Annotated in this window: 19 protein-coding genes and 2 pseudogenes; 16 read left to right on the forward strand and 5 right to left on the reverse strand. The window is 69.2% G+C overall.

From position 1 onward, the window contains the following. From B4A39_RS01345 to B4A39_RS01400, 12 genes and pseudogenes are all read left to right on the forward strand, one after another. Positions 1-232: pseudogene (locus B4A39_RS01345) on the forward strand (chemotaxis protein); the annotation flags it as partial. Then, positions 232-513, forward strand: coding sequence for an STAS domain-containing protein (locus B4A39_RS01350; protein WP_292032446.1), 282 nt, complete (start codon positions 232-234; stop codon positions 511-513). The pseudogene B4A39_RS01345 and the gene B4A39_RS01350, both read left to right, overlap by 1 nt. After that, the gene (locus B4A39_RS01355; RefSeq protein ID WP_292032448.1) at positions 510-872 is read left to right on the forward strand and encodes a response regulator; all 363 of its coding nucleotides are present in this window, start codon (positions 510-512) and stop codon (positions 870-872) included. The genes B4A39_RS01350 and B4A39_RS01355 overlap by 4 nt, the downstream gene beginning before the upstream one ends. Before the next feature lie 13 nt (positions 873-885). Beyond that, positions 886-3,153: a chemotaxis protein CheA gene (locus tag B4A39_RS01360; protein ID WP_292032451.1), complete on the forward strand. Its 2,268-nt coding sequence runs from the start codon at positions 886-888 to the stop codon at positions 3,151-3,153. Between the two features lie 5 nt (positions 3,154-3,158). Beyond that, the gene (locus B4A39_RS01365) at positions 3,159-3,632 is read left to right on the forward strand and encodes a chemotaxis protein CheW (RefSeq protein ID WP_292032453.1); all 474 of its coding nucleotides are present in this window, start codon (positions 3,159-3,161) and stop codon (positions 3,630-3,632) included. Next, positions 3,629-4,495: a CheR family methyltransferase gene (locus tag B4A39_RS01370; protein ID WP_292032454.1), complete on the forward strand. Its 867-nt coding sequence runs from the start codon at positions 3,629-3,631 to the stop codon at positions 4,493-4,495. Before B4A39_RS01365 ends, B4A39_RS01370 begins: the two co-directional genes overlap by 4 nt. Next, on the forward strand, positions 4,492-5,535 hold the full coding sequence (locus tag B4A39_RS01375) for a protein-glutamate methylesterase/protein-glutamine glutaminase (protein ID WP_292032456.1): 1,044 nt from the start codon (positions 4,492-4,494) through the stop codon (positions 5,533-5,535). The genes B4A39_RS01370 and B4A39_RS01375 overlap by 4 nt, the downstream gene beginning before the upstream one ends. Positions 5,536-5,544: 9 nt before the next feature. Next, on the forward strand, positions 5,545-5,934 hold the full coding sequence (locus B4A39_RS01380; protein ID WP_292032458.1) for a response regulator: 390 nt from the start codon (positions 5,545-5,547) through the stop codon (positions 5,932-5,934). Beyond that, positions 5,931-6,476 carry a chemotaxis protein CheD gene (locus tag B4A39_RS01385; RefSeq protein WP_292032461.1) on the forward strand — a complete coding sequence of 182 codons (546 nt, stop codon included), beginning with the start codon at positions 5,931-5,933 and terminating at the stop codon, positions 6,474-6,476. Before B4A39_RS01380 ends, B4A39_RS01385 begins: the two co-directional genes overlap by 4 nt. After that, complete coding sequence (locus B4A39_RS01390; RefSeq protein ID WP_292032463.1) at positions 6,476-6,832, forward strand: hypothetical protein; 357 nt, start codon at positions 6,476-6,478, stop codon at positions 6,830-6,832. Before B4A39_RS01385 ends, B4A39_RS01390 begins: the two co-directional genes overlap by 1 nt. Positions 6,833-6,836: 4 nt before the next feature. After that, the gene (locus tag B4A39_RS01395) at positions 6,837-7,427 is read left to right on the forward strand and encodes a response regulator (protein WP_292032465.1); all 591 of its coding nucleotides are present in this window, start codon (positions 6,837-6,839) and stop codon (positions 7,425-7,427) included. A gap of 10 nt (positions 7,428-7,437) precedes the next feature. Then, the gene (locus B4A39_RS01400) at positions 7,438-7,893 is read left to right on the forward strand and encodes a chemotaxis protein CheE (protein WP_292032467.1); all 456 of its coding nucleotides are present in this window, start codon (positions 7,438-7,440) and stop codon (positions 7,891-7,893) included. A gap of 30 nt (positions 7,894-7,923) precedes the next feature. On the opposite strand, the gene B4A39_RS01405 is transcribed toward B4A39_RS01400, so the two are convergent. The 5 genes from B4A39_RS01405 to B4A39_RS01425 all read right to left on the reverse strand — a co-directional run bounded on the left by B4A39_RS01405 (position 7,924) and on the right by B4A39_RS01425 (position 13,514). Then, positions 7,924-9,336 (reverse strand): D-amino acid dehydrogenase, encoded by a 1,413-nt coding sequence (locus B4A39_RS01405; RefSeq protein ID WP_312217494.1) that lies wholly within the window; start codon positions 9,334-9,336, stop codon positions 7,924-7,926. A 15-nt stretch (positions 9,337-9,351) separates the two neighbouring features. After that, positions 9,352-10,950: an alpha-glucosidase gene (locus B4A39_RS01410; RefSeq protein WP_292032471.1), complete on the reverse strand. Its 1,599-nt coding sequence runs from the start codon at positions 10,948-10,950 to the stop codon at positions 9,352-9,354. Continuing rightward, positions 10,950-12,617 (reverse strand): MFS transporter, encoded by a 1,668-nt coding sequence (locus B4A39_RS01415; RefSeq protein ID WP_292032472.1) that lies wholly within the window; start codon positions 12,615-12,617, stop codon positions 10,950-10,952. Before B4A39_RS01415 ends, B4A39_RS01410 begins: the two co-directional genes overlap by 1 nt. A gap of 178 nt (positions 12,618-12,795) precedes the next feature. Beyond that, positions 12,796-13,125: a hypothetical protein gene (locus B4A39_RS01420; RefSeq protein WP_292032475.1), complete on the reverse strand. Its 330-nt coding sequence runs from the start codon at positions 13,123-13,125 to the stop codon at positions 12,796-12,798. Between the two features lie 2 nt (positions 13,126-13,127). Continuing rightward, the gene (locus B4A39_RS01425; protein ID WP_292032476.1) at positions 13,128-13,514 is read right to left on the reverse strand and encodes a response regulator; all 387 of its coding nucleotides are present in this window, start codon (positions 13,512-13,514) and stop codon (positions 13,128-13,130) included. A 162-nt stretch (positions 13,515-13,676) separates the two neighbouring features. Here B4A39_RS01425 and B4A39_RS16420 point away from each other — a divergent pair. The 4 genes and pseudogenes from B4A39_RS16420 to B4A39_RS01445 all read left to right on the forward strand — a co-directional run. Beyond that, positions 13,677-14,597 (forward strand): annotated as a pseudogene (locus tag B4A39_RS16420) (Hpt domain-containing protein); the annotation flags it as partial. 400 nt (positions 14,598-14,997) lie between these two features. Next, positions 14,998-16,452 (forward strand): chemotaxis protein CheW, encoded by a 1,455-nt coding sequence (locus tag B4A39_RS01435; RefSeq protein WP_292033286.1) that lies wholly within the window; start codon positions 14,998-15,000, stop codon positions 16,450-16,452. After that, complete coding sequence (locus B4A39_RS01440) at positions 16,449-16,913, forward strand: chemotaxis protein CheW (protein ID WP_292032480.1); 465 nt, start codon at positions 16,449-16,451, stop codon at positions 16,911-16,913. The genes B4A39_RS01435 and B4A39_RS01440 overlap by 4 nt, the downstream gene beginning before the upstream one ends. 22 nt (positions 16,914-16,935) lie before the next feature. Beyond that, positions 16,936-18,879 (forward strand): methyl-accepting chemotaxis protein, encoded by a 1,944-nt coding sequence (locus B4A39_RS01445; RefSeq protein ID WP_292032482.1) that lies wholly within the window; start codon positions 16,936-16,938, stop codon positions 18,877-18,879. The last annotated feature ends 2 nt before the right edge of the window (positions 18,880-18,881 follow it).

An 18,881-nucleotide genomic window follows, 5' to 3' on the forward strand; every position in this document is an offset into this window, starting at 1 on the left:
ATCCACCGCCGCCAGCCACTCTCTGGCCCAGGAGGCCGACGTCCTGGCCGCCTCGGTGTCGCGTTTCCGCACCGGCCAGGCCGCTCCCGTCGCGGCCGCCCCGAAACCCGCCCCGGCCCCCGTCCGCGCCCCGCAACCCGTGGCCCAAACCGTCGCCGCGCTGAAGACCGTCGGTCGTGGCGGCGCCGCACTGAAGCCGCAGGCCGTCGAAGACGGCTGGGAAGAGTTCTGATGACGACGCTTCTCGCCCTTCCGGCCGTGCTTGACCTGCGCGCGGCCGAACCTCTGAAGGCGCAACTCCTGGCCGTACGCGGCCAGGAGACGGCGCTGGACGCCTCGGCCGTCGAACGCCTGGGCGGCCTGTGCCTCCAGGTCCTGCTGTCGGCGCTCCAGACCTGGCGCGCCGACGGTCAGGCCTTGACCTTCGTCAATGCCTCCGAGGCTTTCACCTCGCAATGGAGCGCCTTCGGCGCCTCCGCCTCCGATCTCGCTATGCAAGGCGAACCCGCATGAAGACCGTTCTGACCGTCGACGACTCGCGCACCATGCGCGACATGCTGATGCTGGCGTTGAAGGACGCCGGCTATCGGGTGGTGCAGGCCGAGGACGGCGTCCACGGTCTGGAGGTGCTCCAGGCCGAGAGCCCGGACATCGTCATCACCGACATCAACATGCCCCGGATGGACGGCTTCGGCTTCATCGAGGGCATGCGCGCCGATCCCAACCACAAGGCCACCCCGGTGCTGGTCCTGACCACCGAGAGCGACGCCGCCAAGAAGCAGCGCGCCCGCGACGCCGGCGCCACCGGCTGGATCGTCAAGCCCTTCGACCCGGCCAAGCTGGTCGACGCCGTCCGTCGCGTCGCGGCCTGAGGACACCAGACTTATGAGCGACGATCCGTTCGAGGCCATCAAGGTCACCTTCTTCCAGGAGTGCGCCGAACTGCTGGGCGACCTGGAAGCCAACCTGCTGGCGCTGGAAACCGGCGAGGGCGACATCGAGACGATCAACGCCGTCTTCCGCGCCGTTCACTCGGTCAAGGGCGGGGCGGGGGCCTTCGGCCTGGAAGACCTGGTGCGCTTCGCCCACGTCTTCGAGACCCTGATGGATGAGCTGCGCTCGGGTCGGAAAGAGTGCGACGACGTCACGATCAAGACCCTGCTGCGGGCTTCCGACGTCCTGGCGGACCATATCGCCGCAGCGCAAGGGACCGGCGCGCCGGTGGACGCCGCGCGCTCGGCCGGTCTGGTCGCCGAGCTGGAGGTCCTGACCCACGGCGTCGTCGCCGCGCCGGCGCCCGTCGCTGCAGCCCCGGTCGAAGACGACTTCGGCTTCACGCCCCTGACGCTGGATCTGGCCGACTTCGGCGCGCCCGCCGAACTGCCGGCGCTGGATCTGCCGCCCCTCGACCTGCCGGACCTGGCGGCGCCGTCGGCCGCCGGCTGGCGCATCGTCTTCCGCCCGCATCCGCGCCTCTACGCCAGCGCCAACGACGTCAGCCTGCTGCTGCGCGAACTGTCGCGCCTGGGTCCGACCTCGGTCGAGCTGGACGCCAGCGGCCTGCCGATGCTGGACGCGCTGGACGCCGAGGACGCGCACCTGATCTGGACCATCGTCCTGAACGGCGACGCCGCCGAAGCCGCCGTCCGCGACGTCTTCGACTTCGTCGAGATGGATTGCGACCTGAGCATCACCGCCCTGGACGGCGGCGCCTCGATCCAGGCGGACCTGCCGCCGCTGCCGGTGCTGGACGCCGCCCCCGCCGAGCCCGAGTTCGACCTCGCCGCCCTGCTGGCCAAGGCCGCCGCGCCGGTCGAGACGCCCGCCCCGGTCGCCGTCGCGGCTCCGGCCCCAGTCGCTCCCGTCCCGGCGCCCGTCGCCGCCGCGCCGAAACCTGTTGCGCCCGCCGTACCGACGCCCACCGCCGCGCCTTCGGCCCCGGCCGCCGTCGCGCCTGTCACCATTCGCGTCGACCTCGACCGCGTCGATCGCCTGATCAACGTGGTCGGCGAACTGGTCATCCAGCAGGCCATGCTGGCCCAGCGCGTGATGGAGAGCGGCCTGGCCCGGTCGTCCGACATCGCCCTGGGTCTGGAGGATCTGGAACTGCTGACGCGCGACATCCAGGACAGCGTGATGGCCATCCGCGCCCAGCCGGTGAAGTCGGTGTTCCAGCGCATGCCGCGTCTGGTCCGCGAAGTCGCCGAGATGACCGGCAAGCGCGTGCGTCTGGTCACTTCGGGCGAGGACACCGAGGTCGACAAGACCGTCGTCGAGCGCCTGGCTGAGCCGATCACCCATATGCTGCGCAACGCCATCGACCACGGGCTGGAAAGCCCCGAGGAGCGCGAGGCCGCCGGCAAGCCGGCCGAGGGCACGGTGCGTCTGGCCGCCCTGCATCGCTCGGGCCGCATCGTCATCGAGATCGCAGACGACGGCAAAGGCATCAATCGCCCCCGCGTGCGCGGCATCGCCGTGGATCGCGGCCTGATCGCCGAGGACGCCGTCCTGACCGACGACGAGGTCGACAATCTGATCTTCCTGCCCGGCTTCTCGACCGCCGAGACCGTCACCGACGTCTCGGGCCGCGGCGTCGGCATGGACGTGGTCAAGCGTTCGATCCAGGCCCTGGGCGGGCGCATCTCGATCAGTTCGGTTCCGGGTAAGGGTTCGACCTTCACCCTCAGCCTGCCGCTGACCTTGGCCGTTCTGGACGGCATGGTGGTGGGCGCCGCCGAACAGACCCTGGTGGCCCCCCTGTCGGCGATCGTCGAAAGCCTGACCCCGCGCGTCGAGGACATCCACTACGTCGGCGGCCATGACGCCGTGATCCGCTTCCGTGAAGAGTTCGTGCCTCTGGTGGATGTGGGCCGCGTCATGGGCTTCCGTGACGACGCCACGCCCCTGATGGGCGGGGTGGTCATGATCGTCGAGACCGAGGCCGGCTCGCGCGCCGCCCTGCTGGTGGATGCGATCAACGGCCAGCGCCAGGTGGTCATCAAGAGCCTGGAAACCCACTACCGCCACGTCGACGGCGTTTCCGCCGCAACCATTCTGGGCGACGGCAGCGTCGCCCTGATCCTCGACATCGACGCCCTGGTCATCGCCGGGCGCCGCAAATCCAACCGCCCCGAACTGAAGATGGCGAGCTGAGTACCATGACCGAAGTCACCTCCAACGTCGCCGGCGCCGACCGCGAACTGATCGCCTTCCGCATCGGCGAGCAGGAATTCTGCGTCGACATCATGAACGTCCGCGAGATTCGCGGCTGGACCCCCGCGACGCCCCTGCCGCGCTCGCCGTCCTACATGAAGGGCGTGATCAACCTGCGCGGCATCGTCCTGCCGATCATCGACCTGGGCGCCCGCTTCGGCCTGGCCACGGCCGAGCCGACCGCCCGCCACGTCATCATGGTGGCCCACATCGGCAGCCGTCTGGTCGGCCTGCTGGTCGATGCGGTGTCGGACATCGTGCAACTGACGGACTCTACCATCCAGCCGACGCCGGATGTCGCCAGCGACCACGTGAAGACCTTCGTCAAGGGCATCTTCGCCGTCGAGGGCGGCCGCATGATCAGCCTGATCGATCTGGAGCACGTCCTGCCGGCTGAAAGCGAAGCCGAAGCCGCATGACGACCGCCGCCGGGCGCACGTCCCTGGTGGAAGGCGAGTTCGTCTTCACCGCCGAGGATTTCCGCCACATCGCCCAGACCCTGCACGCCCACGCCGGCATAGCCCTGAGCGAAGGCAAGGCCGCCCTGGTCTATTCCCGTCTGGCCAAGCGCCTGCGGGTTCTGGGGCTGCGCAGCTTCCGCGACTACTGCGCCCTGATCGAGGGCGTGGAAGGCGTCGACGAGCGTCAGGCCATGACCGCCGCCCTGACCACCAACGTCACCCGCTTCTACCGCGAGCCGCACCACTTCGATCACCTGCGCGACAAGGTGATGCCGGAACTGGCCGCACGGGCGCGGGCCGGCGGGCGCGTGCGGCTGTGGTCGGCCGCCTGTTCCAACGGACAGGAGCCCTATTCGATGGCCCTGACCGTGCTGGACGTCCTGCCCGAAGCGGCGGATCTGGACGTGCGCATCCTGGCCACCGACATCGACCCCAACATGGTGGCCGAGGGCGCGGCGGGCGTCTATTCCGAGGAACTGCTGTCGCCGGTCCCGGCGTCGGGCCGCAAGCATTTCACGCCGGTCGCCGGCTCGCCCGGACAGTTCAGCGCCGACGCCACCCTGCGTCGCCTGGTCTCCTTCCGTGAGCTGAACCTGATCGGCGACTGGCCCATGCGCGGCAAGTTCGACGTCATCTTCTGCCGCAACGTGGTCATCTACTTCGACGACGCGACGCAGGAGATGGTCTGGGGCCGCTTCACGCCCATGATGACGCCCGGCGCCACCCTCTATATCGGCCATTCGGAACGTGTCAGCGGCCCGGCGATCTCGCAGCTGCAGACCTGCGGCCTGACCGCCTACAGACTGGGCGCGCGGGCATGAGCCAGACCCCCGTCCGCGTTCTGGTCGTCGATGACAGCGCCACCATGCGCAGTCTGATCAGCGCCGTCCTGCGTCGCGATCCCGAGATTTCGGTGGTCGGCTCGGCCGCCGATCCACTGGAGGCCCGCACCGCCATCAAGGAGCTGAATCCCGACGTCATCACCCTGGACGTCGAGATGCCCAACATGAACGGGCTGGAGTTCCTCGAGAAGATCATGCGGCTGCGGCCCATGCCCGTGGTCATGGTCTCGACCCTGACCCAGGCGGGGACCGACGTCACCCTGGCGGCGCTGGAAGTCGGCGCCGTGGACGCCGTCGCCAAGCCCGCGCCCGGCGTCCCGGCTCAGGAGGCCTTCGCCGACCTGGCCGAGAAGGTGAAGATCGCCGCCCGCTCGCGGGTGCGTCCGCTGGAAACGCGTGAGACGCGCGCGGTGGACGGCGCCTATCGCGCCGACGCCAACCATGTTCTGGCCATCGGCGCCTCGACCGGCGGCGTCGAGGCCCTGCTGAACATCCTGTCGGCTTTCCCGGCCAACTGTCCCGCGACCGTGGTGACGCAGCACATGCCCGCCACCTTCACCAAGAGCTTCGCCGCGCGCCTGGACAAGGCGTCTGGGGCCACGGTCACCGAGGCCGTCGACGGTGCGCCCCTGGCGCCCGGCCACGTCTACATCGCCCCCGGCGGCGAGCGGCACCTGGAGGTGTCGGGCGGACGTTGCCGTCTGGTCGCCGCTGACACCGTCAACGGCCACCGCCCCTCGGTGGACGTCCTGTTCAACTCAGTGGCCCGCCTGGGCCGTAACATGACCGGCGTCATCCTGACCGGCATGGGCAAGGACGGGGCCAAGGGGCTTCTGGCCATGCGCCAGGCCGGCGCCCGCACCCTGGGCCAGGACGAAGCCTCCAGCGTCGTCTACGGCATGCCGCGCGCCGCCTTCGAACTGGGCGCCGTGGAGCGCCAGCTGTCTCTGCCCCGTCTCGCCCCCGCCATTCTCGAACTGTGCGCCGCCGCTGCGCCCGCCTCAAAGCCTGTTGCGTAAGGACCGCCTATGCCTGCCGCCTCCGCCCTCAATGTCCTGGTCGTCGACGACCAGCTGACCATGCGTTCCCTGATCCGCAACAGCCTGCAACAGATCGGGGTGCGTGAGATTTCCGAAGCCGCCGACGGCGAACTGGCGCTGCGCGCGATCATCGCCAAGCCGGTGCACCTGGTGATCTCCGACTTCAACATGCCGAACCTGGACGGCCTGGGCCTGCTGCGCGCCATCCGCGCCCACCCGCCGACCTCCAAGACCGCCTTCATCATGCTGACGGGCCGCGCCGATCGCGAGTTGGTGCAGCGCGCGGTGCAGTTCGGCGTGAACAACTATCTGGTCAAACCCTTCACCACCGCCCAGCTGAAAGAGAAGCTGGAAGGCGTGTTCGGCCCGCTGACATGATTGGCGTCGGCGACCAGCAGATGACGGAGCGTCGGATCCACGTCGGCCAGGGCGATCACTATGTGACGTCCGACCGCGACGTCGTGCTTTCGACCGTCCTCGGCAGCTGCGTCGCCATGTGCCTGCGCGATCCCCTGGCCGGGATCGGCGGCATGAACCACTTCCTCCTGCCCGAAGGGGCGGGGGCCGGAACGGACGCGGGGCGTCGCTACGGCGCCTACGCCATGGAACTGCTGATCAACGACGTTTTGAAGGCGGGCGGGCGTCGCGACCGTCTGGAAGCCAAACTGTTCGGCGGCGGCCGGATGTTCGACTCTCTGAAGGACGTGGGGACGTCCAACGCCGACTTTGCGGAACGTTTTCTGGCCGACGAGGGCATCCCCGTCGTCGGCGCCAGCCTCAGGGGCGCCGGGGGGCGTCGACTGCATTACTGGCCGGTGACCGGTCGGGCGCTGCAACGCGCGGTTACGGATGCGGTCGCCCCGCGCCCGACGCCGCCGCCGCCGCCGCCCGTCGACTCCGGTGCGCTGGAGCTGTTCTGATGAACGACTACGACACCAAGGGACTGCTGACGGCGGTGGCCGCCGAACTGGCCGACATCCGCACCGGCGTGGACGAGGCGGGCGGCCTGGTGGCCGAACTGCTGCGTCTGGCGCCGCCCGAGCAGCGCCTGACCTTTCTGACGCGGATGCAGGCCTTCGACGTGCTGAGCCAGCGCGTGGACGCCCTGTCCGGTCTGGCCGGCGCCCTGGCGGCGGACCAGCCGATGGACACCGCCCTGGCCGCCCTGCCTCTGGCCGAAATGGCCGATCGCCTGCGCGAGCTGTCGCTGCGGGTGAAGTCGCCGGCGACTTCGGCTCCCGTGGCCGTGTCCGGCGACCTGCTGCTGTTCGACTGATCCGATGAGCGCTCAAGACCGCGTCAATCTGGAGCAGTCGACTGTTTTGCTGATCGACGACAATCCCCAGGCGCTGGACATGCTCAGTTCGGTGTTCCAGGGCTTTGGCGTCAAGGAACAGATCAAGTGCGCCTCGGCGACCGAAGGGGTGCGGGTTATCCAGAACCGCGCCGTCGACCTGATCGTCATCGACTGCGCCGACCCCGAGATGGACAGCTACGCCTTCGCCCGCTGGCTGCGGCGCGAGACCCCCGCGCCCATGCGCTTCATCCCCATCATGCTGCTGACCGGCCACGCCTCGCAGGCCAAGGTCCAGGAAGGCCGCGACTGCGGGGTCAGCTTTGTCGTGACCAAGCCCCTGACGCCCGCCGTCCTGCTGCGACGCATCCTGTGGCTGGCGGGCGACGAGCGCGAGTTCGTCGAGAGCGCCAACTACGTCGGACCTGATCGACGCGTGCGGAATTTCGGTCCGCCGCTGGGCGTTCCGGGTCGCCGCGAAGGCGATCTGTCGACGCACGTCGGCGCCGCCGTCGAGGAAAACATGGACCAGTCCGACATCGACATGCTGATGAAGCCCCAAAGGGTCGCCCTGTGAGCACCGCCAAGTGACCGAAGCCCGCACCCTGAAGATCAAGACCACGCTCGCGCGCCAGATGGCCCAACCGGGCGGACGCTCTGTCGCCGACATCGAGCGCCGCGCCAACGAGCGGCTGGAGCGCCACCGCGACGACGTCATGATCACCGTCGGCGGCACGATCACCGAGCTGGAGCTGGTCGTGGCGGCGGCAGCGCCCGGCAGCGAGGCTCAGGTCTACCGCCTGGCCTCATCGCTGCTGGACACCGCCGGGTTCTTCGACACAGGCCCGCTGTATGACGCGGGCTACAGCCTGTGCGACGTGGCCGACCGGATGCAGACCGGCGGCGCCTGGAACTGGCCCACAGTCGCGGTCCACGTCCAGGCCATGCGGTTGATCCTGACCGGCGGCTGCAAGGCCGACGCCGTCAGCGACGCCCTGCTGCTGGGTCTGCGCTCCGTAGCCGCGAAGGCGAGGCAGGAATAGGTCCTTCTCCCGCAAGGGGAGAAGGGATGATTAGCCGTAGCGGGCGATCCCCAGGTCGGCCGTCTCGATGTCCGGGGTCTTGCCGCTGATGATGTCGGCGATGACGCGGGCCGAGCCGCAGGCCATGGTCCATCCCAGCGTCCCGTGGCCGGTGTTCAGGAACAGGTTGTCGAACTTCGTCTTCCCGATGACCGGAGTGCCGTCCGGCGTCATCGGGCGAAGGCCGGACCAGTAGGTGGCCGCCTTCAGATCGCCCGCGCCGGGGAAGAGCGAACCCACAGAGTGCTCCAGGGTATTGCGGCGCTGCTCCGGCAGGACGTTGTTGTAGCCCGATATCTCGGCCATGCCGCCGACGCGGATCCGGTCGCCCAGACGGGTGATGGCCACCTTGTAGCTCTCGTCCATGATGGTCGAGACGGGAGCGGCGGGCTCGTTCACGATCGGGGCGGTGATCGAATAGCCCTTCACCGGATAGACCGGCAGGGTCAGGCCCAGCGGCTTGACCATCTGCGGCGAATGGCTGCCCAGGGCGAGAACATAGGCGTCGGCGGTGATCCGGCCCCGGCTGGTCTCGACGCCCGCGATGCGGCCCTTGTCGGTGATCAGGGCCTTGATGGCGGTGTCGTAGAGGAAGGTCACGCCTTGCCCGATCGCCACATCGCCCAGAGCATTGGTGAACTTGAAGCAGTCGCCGGTCTCGTCCCTGGGCAGGCGCAGGCCGCCGACGAACAGATCGCGCGTGGCCGCCAGGCCCGGCTCGGCGGCGATGCAGCCATCCTGGTCCAGCACCTCGAACGGCACGCCGCCCTGACGCAGGACCTCGGTGTCCTTGTAGATGCCGTCCAGTTGCTTCTGCGTGCGGAAGAGCTGCAGGGTGCCCTGCGTGCGGTGATCGTACTGCAGGTCCAGTTCGGTATTCAGGGCGGTCTGCACCTCCTGGCTGTATTCGGCCAGACGCACCATCCGCGCCTTGTTCAGCGCATAGCGGGCCGAGGTGCAGTTGCGCAGCAGGGCCAGAAGCCAGCGCACGGTCGCCACGTTCATGTGGGGCTGCAGGATCAGCGGGGCGTGGCGCATGAACAGCCACTTGACCGCCTTCGCCGGAATGCCCGGCGCGGCCCAGGGCGAAGAATAGCCGGGCGAGATCTCGCCCGCGTTGGCGAAGCTGGTCTCCAGCGCCGGACCGCTCTGGCGGTCGATCACCGTGACCTCGTGGCCGGCCCTGGCCAGATAGTGGGCGGTCGTCACCCCGATGACGCCGGCGCCCAGGACTGCGATCTTCATGGTCTTGACCTTACGCGAAGTTGCCCGCGCCGTTTCCCTAGACCAGTTTTTGCGTTTGTCGAGCGTTGGAGGGGTGTGTGCATTGCAACATGGGGCGGCCGTGAAACGGTTTGGCTCGGACCCGCCCAAACATGAGCGGAAATTCTCTCGCCGCGGCAAGGCCTTGAATGCGGGCTAGGTCTCTGTCCGGCGCAGCAGCACGCCGCCCAGCGGCGGCAGGATTCCGGCTTGCGTGACATTGACGCTATCGACAACGACATAGCCTTCGGGGACGCTCCAGTCTTGCGCCTCGTGTCCGGGGTTGAAGGCCGCCAGCAGGGTCTCGCCGTCGCCTTCGCGCGTGATGGTCAGAAGGGGGTGGGTCGTCAGCACGGTCATGTCCCCGATGCGCAGAGCGGGACAGGCCCGGCGCAGGCCCAGGATGCGGCGCGTGGCCTTCAGCATGGAGTTCGGATCGGCCTCCTGCGCGTCCACCGCCAGCGCCGGATGGCGGGCGTCGATCGGCAGCCAGGGCTCAACGGTCGAGAAGCCGGCGAAGGGCGCGCCGGCTCGCCACGGCATAGGGGTGCGGGCGCCGTCGCGGCCCAGGGTCTGCGGCCAGTTGGCGATGGCCTCGGGATCGACCAGGCGGTCGTAGGGCACCTCTCCCTGAGGCAGGCCCAGCTCCTCGCCATAGTAGACGAAGACGTCGCCGCGCAGGCAGACCAGCAGCAGCATCAGCATTTCGGCCAGCGCCCGTTCGTCGCGGCCCTCGGCCCAGCGCGACACGACGCGCGGCGCGTCATGGTTGGAAAAGGCCCACGACGGCCAGCCTTCGTCCGCCTCGCCCGGCCACATTTTCGCGCCCGTCCTGACCAGATCCGCGGTCAGCCGGTCGGCGTAGAGGTAGAGGAAGCCATAGGCGCTGTTCAGCCGCCCCTCGGCGGTGAAGGCCTTCATCTCGCGCGCGGCGTGATCGCCGGGAATCTCGGCCACGGTGAAGCGGTCGCCGTCGTAGCGCTCTGTCAGCGCCCGCACCCGTTCGAGAAAGGGCAGGATGTCGGGCGACGACTGGTTGTGGACCTTGTCCTGAAAATCGAACGGCCGGGTGCGTCTGCCGCCGGGGGGCAGGGGCGGATTGTCGCGCAAGTCGGGGTCGCCGATCATGAAGTTGATCGCGTCCAGTCGAAAGCCGTCGACACCCCGGTCCAGCCAGAACTCGGCGGCGGCCAGCAGGGCGTCCTGCACCGCCGGGTGGCGGCCGTTCAACTGCGGCTGCTCGGGCAGGAAGTTGTGCTGATAATATTGCCCGCGCCGCGCGTCCCAGGTCCAGCCCGGCCCGCCAAAGACCGACTGCCAGTTGTTCGGCGGCGATCCGTCGGCCCTGGCGTCAGCCCAGACATACCAGTCGGCATGGGGGCCGGTCCGATCCCGTCGGCTGGCCTGAAACCACGGGTGCTGGTCCGAGGTGTGCGACCACACCTGATCAACGATGACCCTCAGCCCCAGACCGTGAGCCTTCGCCAGCAGGGCGTCGAAATCGGCCAGGGTCCCGAACACCGGATCGACGCCGCAATAGTCGGCGACGTCATAGCCGAAGTCCTTCATCGGCGAGGGATAGAAGGGCGAGATCCACACGGCGTCCACGCCCAGAGAGGCCACGTGGTCCAGATGCGCCGTAATCCCCTTCAGGTCGCCGATCCCGTCGCCGTTCGTGTCGGCGAAACTGCGCGGGTAGATCTGGTAGATCACGGCCCCGCGCCACCAGTCGTGACGGGCTTGGGGCGGCGTCATCAGGACGACCGCGTGGCGTCGGTCAGAGGCTCGCCGTAGTGGCGATCCTCGTGCAGGTTGGCGGCCAGCGGGGCGGTGGTCCGCTCGATCAGGCGGTGCACCACCGGCTTGTCCGGGCCCTGATGCAGGGCGTAGATTCGCTGCGAGATGTCGGCGTCCGCCTGGGTGATACGCTGGTTGTGGCGCACATAATCCAGCCAGGTCGCGGTCTGATACTTCTCGACCCAGATATCCGGCTCGGCCAGGTCGCGCAGCAGGCGCCACTGGCGGGCGCCGTCGCGGCGGCGCACCCGGCGGCGCTCGTCCATCACGGCCAGGAAGGCGTCGATGTCCTGTTCCCGGATGCGATAGGCGATGGAGACGACGATCGGCCCGCTGCGCGGCTCGATGGGAAGCTGCGTCTGAGGCTCGGTCCAGCGGCGCAGCAGGTCCATGTTCAGGTTGGCGGTCGAGGGCAGGGGGACACGCAGACCGATCACCACCGACAGCAGCAGCACGCCGGCGGACAGGCCCAGGGCGGCGTCCAGACCCTGGCTCTGGGCCAGGGATCCCCACAACCAGCTGCCGCCCGCCATGCCGCCGAACGCGGCCATCTGATAAAGGGCCAGCGCCCGCGCGACGACCCAACGCGGCACCGACATCTGCACCGTGACGTTGAAAGTCGACAGCACCAGAACCCAGCCAGCGCCGGCGATCATCAGGGCCGGCAGGGTCAGGATCAGCCAGGGGCTGTAGCCGATGGTCGCCGCCGCGGCGGCGAAGGCCAGACCGGCGATGCGGACGATGGCCTCGGTCTCGTACTTCGCGCGCAGCTTGCCGACGAACAGGGCGCCGCCCACCGCGCCAATCCCGAAGGCGCCGAGCAACAGACCGAAAATCAGGGGGCCGCCGCCGCCCTCGCGCGCGACCAGCGGCATCAGGGCCTGAACCGCGCTGGCGCCGACGCCGAAGACCACGGCGCGCAGCAGCACCGCCGTCACGCGCGGCGACAGGAAGGCGTAGCGCACGCCGCCGGCCATGGCGGCGAGCAGCCCCTCGCGCGGCAGGGTCTGCTTGGGCCGTTCGGGCTTCCAGCGGAACAGGACGACCAGCAGCCCCAGATAGCTGACGGCGTTGACGGCGAAGGCCGCGGCAGCCCCCGCCGCCGCCACGATCATGCCGCCGATGGCCGGGCCGACGCTGCGGGCCATGTTGAAGCCCATGGAGTTCAGGGTCACCGCCCCGGCCAGGTCCTCGCGCGGGACCATGTCGCCGACCGACGCCTGCCAGGCCGGCCCGTTGAACGCCGTGCCGCAACCGATCAGGAAGGTGAAGCTCAGCAGCACCCAGGGCGTGATCAGGCCCAGCCAGGTCATGGCGGCCAGACCGGCGGAGACCAGCAGCATGAAGCTCTGGGCCGCCAGCATGATCCTGCGCCTGTCCACCGTGTCGGCTAGGGCTCCCGCCGCCAGGGACAGCAGCATGATCGGCAGGGTGACGGACGCCTGCACCAGGGCCACCATCTGAGCCGAGGCGATGGAGGACATCATCCAGGCGGCGCCAACCGACTGGATCAGACCCCCGAAATTGGTCACCAGACTGGTGATCCAGACGGCGCGGAAAATCGGATGGTTCAGCGGCGCGAGCGCCCCGGTGCGGACGCGGGCGGGGGCGTCAGGGCTGGTCATTGGGCGGACCGGCTGGAACTGAACTTCAGGATGGCGGCGCCCGATCGGTGACTGCGGAACGAAGCCCTACTGCACCCCTTTGGCGGCGGCTTGGCAAGGCGTTGGGGGGATATTGGCGCCTTCTCTTGCTCCCGCTCACCCCGGCGTCCGCCGGGATGAGCGGGGAGGGGTGTGGTGCCTATGTCTTCAGCAGGGCGTCCGCCGCCGACTGGTTCAGGCCCGCCTCGCCCGCCAGCGCCGGGCCGTTCAGCAGGGCGGCGTCGGGGCGGGGCGGGGCTTTGCGCCCGGTCAAGACGGTCAGCAGCCGGTCGATCCTCTGGTCCGCCAGGTCCTGAAAGCTGCAGGCCGCGAGAACCCGGTGGAAACTCGCGGCCACCGCCTCGGCGTCCAGGGGCTGGTCCTGCGTTAGCGCGAGGCCCTGTTCGGCGGCGGACAGCAGGTCGTCGGCGGCGATCGCCAGTTCGCGTCTCAGATGATCGATCTCCGCCAGGATCTGTTGCGGCGTCATGGTCAGATCTCGCCCACGACCGAGGTCAGCTTCTGCTTCAGCACCGCCAGGGTGAAGGGCTTGATGACGTAGTTGTTCACCCCGGCCTGACGCGCGGCGATGACGTTCTCGACCTTGGCCTCGGCGGTGACCATGACGAAGGGCGTGGCCTTGGTCTTTTCCTCGGCGCGGACCTGTTTCAACAACTCCAGCCCGGTGACCGGCTGCATGTTCCAGTCCGACAGGACCAGGCCGTATGACTTCTCCTTCAGCAGGGCCATCGCCGCCGCCCCGTCGGGCGCGTCGTCGACGTTGACGAAGCCCAGCTGGTTCAGCATCCCCCGCACGATCCTCACCATCGACTTGTAGTCGTCCACCACCAGGACGTTCATGCTCTTGTCCGCGGCCATTCCATTCCTCGTTGCACGGGCGCGGCCGAACCGGCCGCGGTGATTGAAGGACGCGCCACCCCAGGGATGGCGATACACTTTTAAGCTGCATAAATTTAAGCTTGGCTTAACCGATGCGACTCATGGTTGCGTGCAGGGAGGGCGGCGGCTCGGTCGCTCTGGATGGGGCGATCGACCGTGGACGACGTCATCAACGAATTCGTCGCCGAGGCCCGCGAGGGGATCGAGGCGGTGGACGCCAAGCTGGTCCGCTTCGAGCAGACGCCGGACGACCCGGACCTGCTGGCGGACATCTTCCGCCTGATCCACAGCCTGAAGGGCGGGTCGGGCTTCCTTGGCCTGATGCGGTTGCAGACCGTGACCCATGCCGCCGAGAACGTGCTGGGCCTCTATCGCGACGGGACGCTGGCGGTGGACGCGACGTCGGTCACCGTCATCCTCGACGCGGTGGACGTGGTCCGCGCCGTGATCGAGGGGCTGGCGGACACCGGCGTCGAACCCGAAGGCGACGACCGCGCCCTGATCGCGCGGCTGGACCGTATCCATGCGGGCGACAGCACCCCGGCGGCGCTTGCGCCCGCCGCGTCGCGCCCCCCGCTGGACCGGGTGGGCGGCGAGGCCACGCTGGACGCCGCCTGCGAAGGCGCGCTGGCGGTTCTGGTCACGGCCCCCGACATCGGCCCCCTCTTCGCCGGCATCGACCTCGACCGGGTGCAAGCGGAATGGCGCGAGGCCCTGTGCGGCGTGGCCCGGGCCACGGCGGCGCCCGGCGCCTTGCAGCGTGCTCTGGCCGAGACCTTCGGCGAGGCCCTGGCGTCGCATGAAGCCGCCTTCGTTCAGGCCGTGCGTCAGAACCTGATCGATCTGGAAGCGGATAGCGAGGCGGTCGACACGCTTCTCGCCCCGCCCGTCGAGCGCGAGGCCGAACCCGCCCGCGCCGACCGCGCCGAACCGGCCAAGGGCTCCCAGACCATCCGCGTCGGCGTCGAGACGCTGGAAGGCCTGATGACCATGGTCAGCGAGCTGGTGCTGATCCGCAATCAACTGATCCAGACCCTGCGCGACCAGCCCGAGACCCCCTTCGCCGGGCCGCTGCATCGCCTGAACCAGGTGACCAGCGAACTGCAGGAAGGGGTGATGACCACCCGGATGCAGCCGATCAGCGGGGCCTGGGCCAAGCTGCCGCGACTGGTGCGCGACCTGGCCTCGGACCTGGGCAAGCGTATCGACCTGATCATGACCGGCGAGGACACCGAGCTGGATCGTCAGGTCATGGAGCTGATCCGCGACCCCCTGACCCACATGATCCGCAACGCCGCCGATCATGGGCTGGAAACGCCGGAGCAACGCCGGGCGGCGGGCAAGCCCGAGACGGGCCGGATCGCCCTTTCGGCCCGGCACGAGGGCGGGGCTATCCTGATCGAGCGACGGTCGCGGCCTGCCCGCCGCGCGCATCCGGGACAAGGCGATCGAGGCGGGACTGATCACCCCGACCCAGGCGGCGGCCATGAGCGACGCCGAGGCGCGCCAGATGATCTTCCTGCCCGGTTTTTCGACCGCCGCCTCGGTGACGGCGGTGTCGGGGCGCGGCGTCGGCATGGACGTGGTCCGCACCAATATCGAGGCCATCGGCGGCGCCGTCGAACTGACCTCGGTCGAGGGGCAGGGGACGCGCTTCACCATCCGCATCCCCCTGACGCTCAGCATCATCGCCGGTCTGGTGGTCGAATGCTGCGGCGAACGCTTCGCCATGCCCCAAGCCAGCATCATCGAACTGGTCAGCGCCAACGGCGCAGCCGGCCGCCGCATCGAACAGATCAACGGCGCCGAGGTGCTGCGGCTGCGCAACCGGCTGCTGCCGCTGGTATCGCTTCAGGCCCTGCTGGGACTGGAGGCGCCCGAGGGGCCGCGCGGCGAGGCCTGTATCGTCGTGGCCCGCGTCGGGGCCTTCGACTTCGGCGTCATCGTCGACCGGGTGTTCGACACCGAGGAGATCGTGGTCAAGCCGGTGGCCGCCATCCTTCGCCACCTGAAGCTCTATTCCGGGGCCACGATCCTCGGCGACGGGGCGGTCATCATGATCTTGGACTTCAAGGGCATGGCGGTCGAGGCGGGCGCGGGGGGGCTGCTGACCGGGGGCGAGGACATGGCCGTCGAGGCCGCTGTTTCCGACGACCGGACGGAATCCCTGCTGGTCTTCCGCGCGGCCGACGGCGGGCTGAAGGCCGCGCCCCTGGCGGGGGTGGCGCGCATCGAGGAGGTGGAGCCGGCCGCCCTGGAATGGGCCGACGGCCGCTCTCTGATCCAGTATCGCGGCCAGTTGACGCCGGTGCTCGGCGCCGACGGCGCCGCCCTGAACCAGCGCCCGCCCGAGAAGCGCCCCCTGCTGGTCTTCTCGCGCGGTGACCGCAGCCTGGGTTTGATGGCCGAGGAGATCGTGGACATCGTCGAGGCGGCGGCGACCGCGGAACTGGCGGGGGCGTCCACCGGCGTCAGCGGCAGCGTCGTGGTGGCGGGCCGGGCGACCGAACTGATTGACGTGGACTTCTACTGGCGGCGCTGCGACGGCCCGGCCGATCCGCGCGCCGGGGCTGCTGTTCAGGAGGCCAAGCGCCTGCTGGTCGTGGACGACAGCCCCTTCGTGCGGATGCTGCTGGGACCCTTGCTGGCGCAGGCGGGCTATGAGGTGGAGGTGGCGATCGATCCCGAGGCGGCCTTGGCCCTGCATGACGCGGGCGCCGCCTTCGACCTGATCCTGGCCGACACCAGCACCGCCGGCGCCGCCGCGCGACGGATGGCGGTCGCCTTCGGTCAGGCCTCTGCCTGGCACGCCACGCCCCTGCTGGGGCTCGGCGTCCAGACCCTCGCCGGTCCGTCGCCGGACGCTCTGTTGAGCGACGTGGCCGATGTTCTCTCGCAAGATCAGGAGGCCGCATGACGCCCGCTTCATCCGACACCGGGCTTGAAGGCCTGGTCGCCGTCCGTGTCGGCGACCAGATGATCGGCGTGCCGCTGTTGCGGGTTCAGGACGTGATCGCCCCGGTGCGCATTGACCGCGTGCCTCTGGCCCCGTTCGAGGTGGCCGGGTCGCTGAACCTGCGCGGCCGCATCATCACCGCCGTCGACATGCGCCGTCGCCTGGGCCTGCCGCCGCGCGCGGTCGGCCAGCCGCACATGAGCGTCATCGTCGAGCGCGGGGGCGAGCTCTACGCCCTTCAGGTCGAGGACGTCGGCGACGTCCTGTGGCTGGAGCGCGCGGCCAGAGAGCCTCTACCCGTCACCCTCGCGCCCGAATGGCGGGCCCTGTGCGACGGCCTCTACCGTCACGACGACGCCTCCCTGCTGATCCTCAACATCGAACAGACCTTCACCCTGTCCGCTCCGGCCGTCGCCGCCTGAGCCGACCCTCAAGGAGCCTGCCATGTCGCGCACCGCCGTCGCTGAGCCGCTGGACGACCTGATCGTGGGGCCGGACCCCGACGCCTTCGCCCGCGCGGTGATCCGCTCGACCTCCGCAGCCCTGATGATGGTCGATCGCGACCTGACCATCGTCGATCTGAACGACGCCACCCGCGCCCTGTTGAAGGCCCATGAGGGGGCGTTCGCCAAGGCCTTCCCCGGCGTGTCGCTGGAGCGGATGATCGGGACCTCCATCGACGTCTTTCACAAGGATCCGGCGCACCAGCGCGCCATGCTGGCCCAGCCGCTGGCCCGTCCGCACATCGCCGAGATCAGCGTCGGCGACCTGCGCTTCGCCCTGCGGGTCATGTCGGTGCTGGACGCCGGCGGCGACTACGTCGGCAATGTGCTGGAGTGGAACGACGTCACCGAACTGCGCAAGCACGCCGGGATGCTGGAGGCGCTGAGCAAGGCCCAGGCGGTGATCGAGTTCGGTCTGGACGGCGTGATTCAGAGTGCTAACGGCAACTTCCTGAACACAGTGGGCTATCGGCTGGAGGATATTGTCGGCCGCCATCATTCGATGTTCGTCGATCCGGTCGAGGTGCAGTCCGGCGCCTATCGCGCCTTCTGGGAGAAGCTGGGGCGGGGCGAATACGACGCGGGCCAGTATCGGCGGCTCGGCAAGGACGGGCGCGAGGTCTGGATCCAGGCCAGCTACAACCCCATCCTCGATGCGCGCGGCGCGCCGTTCAGGGTGGTGAAATACGCCACCGACATCACCGATCAGAAGCTGGCCACCGCCAATTTCGAGGGCCAGATCGCGGCCATCAACAAGGCCCAGGCGGTGATCGAGTTCAACATGGACGGCACCATCCGCGACGCCAACGACAACTTCCTGACGACCGTCGGCTATCGTCGCGACGAGGTGGTGGGGCGTCACCACAGCCTGTTCGTCGAGCCGGGCCAGGACCGCTCGCCCGACTATCTGGCCTTCTGGGACAAGCTGCGGCGCGGGGATTATGACGCGGGCCAGTATCGCCGCATCGGCAAGGGCGGGCGCGAGATTTGGATCCAGGCCAGCTACAACCCGATCCTCGATCTGAACGGCCGGGCCTTCAAGGTGGTCAAATACGCCACCGACATCACCGCCCAGAAACAGGTGGCGGCGCGGGTCACGGAAATCTCGGGCATCGTCGCCTCGGCGGCCTCGCAGATGCGGGCCACCGCCGAGGGCATGGCCGGCACGGCCGAGGAAACCACGCGCCAGGCCGGGGCGGTGACGGCGGCGGCCGAGGTCACCTCGGTCAACGTCCAGACCGTGTCCTCGGCGGGCGAGGAACTGACCGCCTCCATCAGCGAGATCGCGCGTCAGGTGGCCGAGTCCAGCAGCATCTCCCAGCACGCCGTGACCGAGGCCGACCGCACCAGCGAGGCCATCCGCACCCTGGCCGAGGCGGCGCAGAAGATCGGCAACGTGGTCACCCTGATCAACGACATCGCCGGCCAGACCAAGCTCCTGGCGCTGAACGCCACCATCGAGGCGGCGCGGGCGGGCGAGGCGGGCAAGGGCTTCGCCGTCGTGGCCTCGGAGGTGAAGAGCCTGTCGGACCAGACGGCGCGGGCGACACACGAAATCTCGTCCCAGGTCTCGGCCATGCAGTCGGCGACCCAGACCTCGGTCGGGGCCATCGGCAGCATCACCGACACCATCCGAAAGGTGGCCGACATCGCCTCCGCCATCGCCGGGGCGGTGGAGGAGCAGTCCGCCGCCACCCGCGAGATCGCCGCCAATGTGACCCAGGTCGCCGAGGGCACGCGTCAGGTCTCGACCAGCATCGCCGGGGTCAACGCCGCGGCGGTTCAGACCAGCGACGCCTCTTCGGAACTGCTCAACGCCTCGGGCGAACTGGCCCGCCAGGCCGAGGCCCTGACGGCGGAAATGGATCGTCTCGCCGCCGCCTGAAC

The organism is Brevundimonas sp. UBA4553, from assembly GCF_002387245.1.
GTDB lineage: Bacteria > Pseudomonadota > Alphaproteobacteria > Caulobacterales > Caulobacteraceae > Brevundimonas.

Excerpts from the sequence above, each read along its gene's own strand:
- B4A39_RS01420 (WP_292032475.1), bottom strand. The coding sequence starts at position 13,125 with ATGACGCCGCAACAGATCCTGGCGGAGATCGATCATCTGAGACGCGAA.
- B4A39_RS01410 (WP_292032471.1), bottom strand. The coding sequence starts at position 10,950 with ATGACGCCGCCCCAAGCCCGTCACGACTGGTGGCGCGGGGCCGTGATC.
- B4A39_RS01365 (WP_292032453.1), top strand. The coding sequence starts at position 3,159 with ATGACCGAAGTCACCTCCAACGTCGCCGGCGCCGACCGCGAACTGATC.
- B4A39_RS01350 (WP_292032446.1), top strand. The coding sequence starts at position 232 with ATGACGACGCTTCTCGCCCTTCCGGCCGTGCTTGACCTGCGCGCGGCC.
- B4A39_RS01385 (WP_292032461.1), top strand. The coding sequence starts at position 5,931 with ATGATTGGCGTCGGCGACCAGCAGATGACGGAGCGTCGGATCCACGTC.
- B4A39_RS01395 (WP_292032465.1), top strand. The coding sequence starts at position 6,837 with ATGAGCGCTCAAGACCGCGTCAATCTGGAGCAGTCGACTGTTTTGCTG.
- B4A39_RS01355 (WP_292032448.1), top strand. The coding sequence starts at position 510 with ATGAAGACCGTTCTGACCGTCGACGACTCGCGCACCATGCGCGACATG.
- B4A39_RS01445 (WP_292032482.1), top strand. The coding sequence starts at position 16,936 with ATGTCGCGCACCGCCGTCGCTGAGCCGCTGGACGACCTGATCGTGGGG.
- B4A39_RS01415 (WP_292032472.1), bottom strand. The coding sequence starts at position 12,617 with ATGACCAGCCCTGACGCCCCCGCCCGCGTCCGCACCGGGGCGCTCGCG.
- B4A39_RS01375 (WP_292032456.1), top strand. The coding sequence starts at position 4,492 with ATGAGCCAGACCCCCGTCCGCGTTCTGGTCGTCGATGACAGCGCCACC.
- B4A39_RS01370 (WP_292032454.1), top strand. The coding sequence starts at position 3,629 with ATGACGACCGCCGCCGGGCGCACGTCCCTGGTGGAAGGCGAGTTCGTC.
- B4A39_RS01425 (WP_292032476.1), bottom strand. The coding sequence starts at position 13,514 with ATGGCCGCGGACAAGAGCATGAACGTCCTGGTGGTGGACGACTACAAG.
- B4A39_RS01390 (WP_292032463.1), top strand. The coding sequence starts at position 6,476 with ATGAACGACTACGACACCAAGGGACTGCTGACGGCGGTGGCCGCCGAA.
- B4A39_RS01380 (WP_292032458.1), top strand. The coding sequence starts at position 5,545 with ATGCCTGCCGCCTCCGCCCTCAATGTCCTGGTCGTCGACGACCAGCTG.
- B4A39_RS01440 (WP_292032480.1), top strand. The coding sequence starts at position 16,449 with ATGACGCCCGCTTCATCCGACACCGGGCTTGAAGGCCTGGTCGCCGTC.
- B4A39_RS01360 (WP_292032451.1), top strand. The coding sequence starts at position 886 with ATGAGCGACGATCCGTTCGAGGCCATCAAGGTCACCTTCTTCCAGGAG.